4 protein-coding genes are annotated in these 6,000 nt (G+C 74.0%); 1 reads left to right on the plus strand and 3 read right to left on the minus strand.

From position 1 onward, the window contains the following. Positions 1-161: 161 nt before the first annotated feature. Positions 162-569 carry an SCO2097 family morphological protein gene (locus NBZ83_RS13140; protein WP_261570919.1) on the plus strand — a complete coding sequence of 136 codons (408 nt, stop codon included), beginning with the start codon at positions 162-164 and terminating at the stop codon, positions 567-569. Positions 570-622: 53 nt separating this feature from the next. Here the strand turns inward: NBZ83_RS13140 and NBZ83_RS13145 are convergent, their stop codons facing one another. The 3 genes from NBZ83_RS13145 to NBZ83_RS13155 are packed head-to-tail and all read right to left on the minus strand — an operon-like array spanning position 623 to position 5,660. Further along, positions 623-3,277 (minus strand): transglutaminase TgpA family protein, encoded by a 2,655-nt coding sequence (locus NBZ83_RS13145; protein ID WP_261575028.1) that lies wholly within the window; start codon positions 3,275-3,277, stop codon positions 623-625. Next, a complete protein-coding gene (locus NBZ83_RS13150) occupies positions 3,274-4,623 on the minus strand; it encodes a DUF58 domain-containing protein (RefSeq protein ID WP_261575029.1) in 1,350 nt (449 codons plus the stop codon). The genes NBZ83_RS13145 and NBZ83_RS13150 overlap by 4 nt, the downstream gene beginning before the upstream one ends. An 8-nt stretch (positions 4,624-4,631) precedes the next feature. Beyond that, positions 4,632-5,660 carry an AAA family ATPase gene (locus tag NBZ83_RS13155; RefSeq protein WP_261570922.1) on the minus strand — a complete coding sequence of 343 codons (1,029 nt, stop codon included), beginning with the start codon at positions 5,658-5,660 and terminating at the stop codon, positions 4,632-4,634. Positions 5,661-6,000: the final 340 nt, after the last annotated feature.

The following is a 6,000-nucleotide window of genomic DNA, read 5'->3' on the forward strand; positions in this document are numbered from 1 at the left end:
GTGTTCGGGTATGAACGGCGCTGCTTCGGGCACGGGACAGGTGAGGTGATTGGCTCGGTTCCAACCGGCATGACGGGTTGCCTACCGCACCCGCCCGCGCATGCCTATTCTTGGTTGTCAGGTTCCGTCTGCCGGGCCTGTAGGTCGTGGGAGGAGCGTCGATGCCGCTCTCGGAGAACGAGCAGCGCCTTCTGGAGCAGATCGAGCGCGCCCTCGTTGAGGATGACCCGAAGTTCGCCAGCACGGTGCGGTCGACGGACCCCCGCACGTACCTGCTGCGTCGGGTGCGCCGCAGCGCGGTGGTCTTCCTGCTCGGGCTCGCCGTCCTGGTGGTCGGCGTGGTGCTCAACCAGGTGCCGCTCACCGTCATCCTTGGCATCCTCGGGTTCTTGATGATGCTGTTCGCCGCGCTGCGTGGGGCCGCCGACCTGCGCCGCATCAGCGGGCGGGATACGGGCGGCCGCCGACCCGGCGGCCGGGGCCGGTCGAAGGGGCGATCCCGGACGAAGGCGTCCTTCATGGAACGGGTCGAGGAGCGCTGGCGGCGCCGCTGGGAGGACCGGTCCTAGAACGAGCAGGTCGGCCGAACCGAGACGCGATGTAGGGCGTCTCTACTGCATCTCTACAGCCTGGCTGGGGGGCTCGATCCTCCGCTGTGCGCCGGTTGCGGGGCGGCGCGGGTGTCGGCCTCGTCGTCCACCGCCGCAGTATCCGGGCCGTCGCCGCTGGGGCGGTCCGGTCCGGCGCCCGTGGGACGCCACCGGAGGTATCGGCGGAGCCGTCCGGCGCGATCGGGGCCCGGCCCGTCCGGATCGCGGCGGTGGAACACCGACGGCGGCGCGAGGCGGGCCATGACCCGACGGGTTCGCGGGGCGACCGCCCACAGCGTCGCGGAGGCGGTGGCGACGTCCCGCCTCGTCTCGTCGTGCGGCGGCGGGTCGGCGAGTTCCAGGGGTGCGTAGCGAGCTCGCTCCTCCGCGGCCGCCAGCCGGGCCAGCGCCTCGCGGGCCTGCGCGTACGGCGGGTCGGTCGGGGCCGGGTCGGCCGAGGTCCGGTCGGGCCGAGCCGCCGCGGTGGGATCGGCCGGCGGGTCGGCCGCGGGATCGGACCCCGGCCCGGGGGCGGGCTCGGCGTCCAGGTAGGCGGTCAGCCGGGCAACCCCGGTCCGCGGCGAGTCACTGACCCGGATCGTGATGCCGAGGTCGGAGGCGACGTCGAGCAGTTCCGCCCAGGCATCGTGCACCTGGTCGACGGCCTGTGCGCCGGCCCGGCCAGGCGGGCCGGCGCCGGGCTCGGCCACGCCGTCGGCGCCGCCGCGCCGCAGCCGGGCCCGCCGCCGCCGGAGCCGGATGATCGCCGGGGTGACCAGCAGGGCCGCCGCCGGCGGTACGGTCGCGCACAGCCAGATCACCCAGGCCGGGATGCCCCCGGAGGCGTCGGCGTCCTCGCCCGCGGCCGGGGGCTGCGTCGCGGTCGGATCGTCGGGGCTCGCCCCGGCGCTGGGCACCGGAACCGGCACCGGCTGGGGCTCCGGCTGCGCCCCGACCGAACTTTCCTGCCCCGGTGGCACGGCCGCCCCGTCCGGGTCGTCGATGCCCGCGGGCGCATACGAGGGCGCCGCCGTCGCCCCGTCTGAGCGGCGGGTCGGCTCGAAGCTCACCCAGCCGACCGAGGGGAACCACACCTCCGGCCAGGCGTGTGCCTGCCGGTTCGTGATCAGGTAGCTGCCGTCCGGCTGCCGTTCGCCGGGCACGAAACCGATGGCGACCCGGGCGGGTAGGCCGAGCATCCGCACCAGGACCGTCATTGCGGAGGCGAACTGCTCGCAGTACCCCCGGTGCGACTCGAAGAGGAACTCGGCGAGCGCGCCCTCCTGGGTGGTCGGCGCGCCCGTCAGGTCATAGGTGAACAGCGGCCCGCGCAGGTGCTGCTGGATCGCGTACACCTTCGCGTACGGGGTGCGCGCGTCCGCGGTGACCGACTCGACGAGCTGACGCAGCCGGGGGTCGAGGTTGCCAGGGAGCGCGGTGTCCACGGCCAGGTCGGCGGGGGACCGCCCGCTCGCGGCCTCCAGCTGGGCCCGGGTGGGGGTCGGCACGGTCGCGTCGACCTGGTAACGCGCGCCCGCGGTCGACGTCCGGGTGGAGAAGATCGTGCCGGTCGGGGCGGCCAGCCGCCAGTCGCCGGTGAGCCCCTTGATCCGGGTGGGGATGCCCGGGACGGGCAGGTAGAGCTCGTTGAACCGGCCGGTGACCGCGATGTCCGCGCTGACCTCCGCCGTGGTGCCGCCGAGCCGCGGCTTCGGCAGTCCCTCGCTGACCCGGTTGTCCCGGGTGGCGTTGAGCGCCCGCAGGGTGAACAGCTGCCCGTCGAAGTTCTCCAACGCCGTCAGCCGCAGGTACCGCGGGGTCTGCGAGCGCAGGCTGAGCAGCGGGACCTGCTTGCTGGCGTGCAGCTGCTGGCTCACCGAGACGATCGGCTGCACGACACTGGCTGAGCTCGGCCCGTCCCCGGCGCCGTAACCGCCCTTGCGTGACACCAGCCCTTCGCCGTCCAGCGACGGTAGGCCGAGCGGCACCGCGATGGCTACCAGCAGTGCGGCGAGCGCCACCCCGAGCGCGTTCACGGTGAGCCGACCGCCGAGGCCCTCACGCTCGCCGCTTCCGCTTCCGCGCCGAGTGTCGGACACCGTCCGGCCCCACCGACCGAACGCCAACCGGCCGTCCAGCAGCAGCAGCGCGACGAAGCTCGCCGCCCCCAGCAGGAACGGGACGGTGCCGACCCCGCCGGGCAGGATCGCCGCGGACACCGCGTACAGGGCCAGCAGCGGCAGCCCGCCGAGGGCCGGGCGGTCCAACGTCACCACGATCAGATCGACGACGATGACGACGAGGTAGATGCCGACGACGGTCAGGACGACCAGCCCCGGCCGGTGCGGCACCGGCGCCGCCAGCCGAGAGATGTCCGAACCGCCGTCGGTGATGAGCGCGCGCAGCGTCCGCACGGTGCCGGCGGTCGGTACCACCCCGGCCAGCGCCGTCCCCCGGGCGCACAGTGCGGTCACGGTGGCGACGAGCCCGGCGAGGCTGAGCAGGAAGCCGGCCGCGACCGGCAGCCGCAGCAACCGGCCGAGCGTCGCGGTCGCCACGGCGACGACCGTGGCGATCACGACCGGCCGCATCCACCACAGCGTCCCGTCGAACAGCCGGGTCAGTGCACTGGTGGACAGCAGGCAGGCGGCCGCGGCGACGACGGTGGGAACCGGGCGGACGCTCACCGGGCCGCCCGGCGCGGGACCCCGGGCTGGCCCGCGGCCCGGGCGGCCCCGGCTGGCCCGCCGACCCCGCCAACGTCCGTGCGGCGGGCACCGGCGTATCCCGACTGGCTCGCCAGCGCCGTCACCCGCGGCCACACCGAGGCGAGGCTCATGCCCTGCCGCGCGACGAGGACCGCCCAGCCGGCGCGGGTCAGCACCGCTCGCGCCGAGATGAGGTCGGCGGCGGCCGACGGGTGCGGGTTCCAGCTCGTCACGTCGACGAGGACGGCGATCGCGGGGGCGCGGCGCGCGCGTAGTCCGGCCAGCGTCGTCGCCAGGGCCGTCTCGGTGTGGCCGAGCACGGCGACGAGCAGCCCACCCCGGTCGCCCCCCGGGCGACGCAGCGCGGTGAGCGCCGGGTGCAGCGACTCCGCGTCGGCCGGGACGAGCGTGGCCAGCTCGTCGAGCAGCCCGGAGGCGGTCGCGCCGGCCGTGGTCGTGACCGGACCCCGGTCGGTGAGCAGGCGGACCCGGTAGCCGCCGCGGACCAGGTGAATCCCGATCCCGCCGACGGCGCTGACCGCCCATTCGAACGCCGACGCCGGGCCCGAGTCCGGCCAGGCCCGCTCCCGGGTGTCGAGCAGGATCGCCGCGGCGCCGGACTGCGGGTGCTCCTCGCGCCGGACCATCAGTTCGCCGCTGCGGGCCGTCGTTTTCCAGTGCACCCTGCGCAGGTCATCGCCGGACCGGTACGGGCGGGTGGTCGTCTCGTCCTCGCCGACGAGGCCGGTGGCCCGGCGCAGCTCGTTGCTCACACTGGCCGCGACGCCCGACCGGGCCGGCGCCAACCGCTCGATCGCGGGCGCGACGATCAGTTCGTCCAGGCTGCGGAAGCTGCGGGACAGCTCGCAGAGACCGAACGGATCGCTGAGCCGGATTGCCATCGGTCCGATCTGGTAGCGGCCGCGGACCGACGCGCGCAGGGCGTAGGAGAGGTCACGGCTGCCGCCGGGCTCGATCCGGTCGAGCACGAACCGGGCGCCGCCGCCCAGACCGGAACCCGTTGTGTCCTCCACCAGCAGCACCGACGATGACGAACGGCTGACGTTCTCCAGCTGGATGCGCACGCTGACCCGGTCACCCGCGGTGACCCGGCGCGGTTCGAGCCGGCGCGTGCAGGACAGCCGGTAGCGGGTGCGGCAGACGACCGCCGCTGCGAGTACCGGCAGGCTCGCGATGAGCAGCCCGATGCGCAGCAGGTCCTGCTCGCCGAGGACGATCGCGGACACGGCGCACGCCGCCCCCGCGGCGAGGAAGGACCGGCCGCGGATCGTCAGGCCGCGTAGCGCCGCGACAAAGTCCCGCACACGGATCTCTAACGGCCGGGCCGGGCCGGGCGTGCCGTGCCGGGCCGGGGAATGGGGATCCGGTGCAGGACCTCGGTGAGGACCCGGGAGGCGACCTCGGTGGCGGGCTCACCGGAGAGCATGATCTCCGGGTGTAGCAGCAGGCGGTGCGCCATCACCGGGATTGCCATCTCCTGGACGTCGTCGGGCAGGACGAAGGCGCGCTGGTCCAGCGCCGCGCGGGCGCGCGCGGACCGGATGAGGTGCAGCGCCGCCCGGGGGGACGCCCCGAGCGCGATTTCGGGATGCACCCGGGTCCCGCCGACCAGGTCGACGATGTAGTGCCGCACTTCGGCGGACACGTGGACGGTGCGCACCAGGGCGATCAGCCGGGCGATCTCGGCGGCGTCGGTGACCGGGGTGATGCCCGTCAGGGGGTTGGCGTTGCCGTGGTTGTCGAGCATCGCCATCTCGGCGGCTGGGGAGGGGTAGCCCATCGAGATCCGCGCGGTGAACCGGTCCCGCTGCGCCTCGGGCAGCGCCCGGGTGCCCTCCATCTCCACCGGGTTCTGGGTCGCGATGACCATGAACGGCGACTCCAGCCGGTAGGTGACCCCGTCGACGGTGACCTGATGCTCCTCCATGCACTCCAGCAGGGCGGACTGTGCCTTGGGCTCGGCCCGATTGATCTCGTCGCCGACGACGATGTTGGCGAACACCGGGCCGGGGCGGAACTCGAAGTCCCGGGTGCCCTGGTTGTACACGCTGACGCCGGTGACGTCGCTGGGCAGCAGGTCGGGGGTGAACTGGATGCGCCGCACCCGGGCGTCGATCGAGCGGGCGAGGGCCTTGGCGAGCATGGTCTTGCCCACCCCGGGGACGTCCTCGATGAGCAGGTGACCCTCGGCGAGGAGCACCACCAGGGCGGTGGTGATCGCTTCGGACTTGCCGTCGATGACCGTCTCGACGCGCGCTCGGACCCGGTCGGCGATCTCGGCAAGGTGGCCGATGTCGGCCACCGGGTCACGCCAGTGGAGCAGACCTGGGTCGGTCACCACTAGTTGGCCCCCCTCCGGGTGTCGGGCTTCGGGCTGCGCGGAGCCGGCCCCGACGAAGCCCGTCCCCCCATCGAGTGTGACATCCACAGTGGCCATGCAGGCCACGGTGTCAAGGAAACCTGTCCGAGATCGGGCCGGCGGTGGGTGGGGTGCCAGATGGCGGGTCCGTCCAACCGCCGAGTGCCGGGCGGCCCGCGAGCGGACCCCCAATACCCCGCAGGTATAGAGACATTCCTACCAATTTTTGGGGGTTTATACCAGCCCCTTGACGGGCACCACGCGCGCCTGTGATCGGAGTGGGCCCGGTGGGGTGGCGCGGGGTGCCCGTCAAGGGGCTGGT

Source organism: Frankia gtarii (genome assembly GCF_025403375.1).
Classification (GTDB): Bacteria; Actinomycetota; Actinomycetes; order Frankiales; family Frankiaceae; genus Frankia; species Frankia gtarii.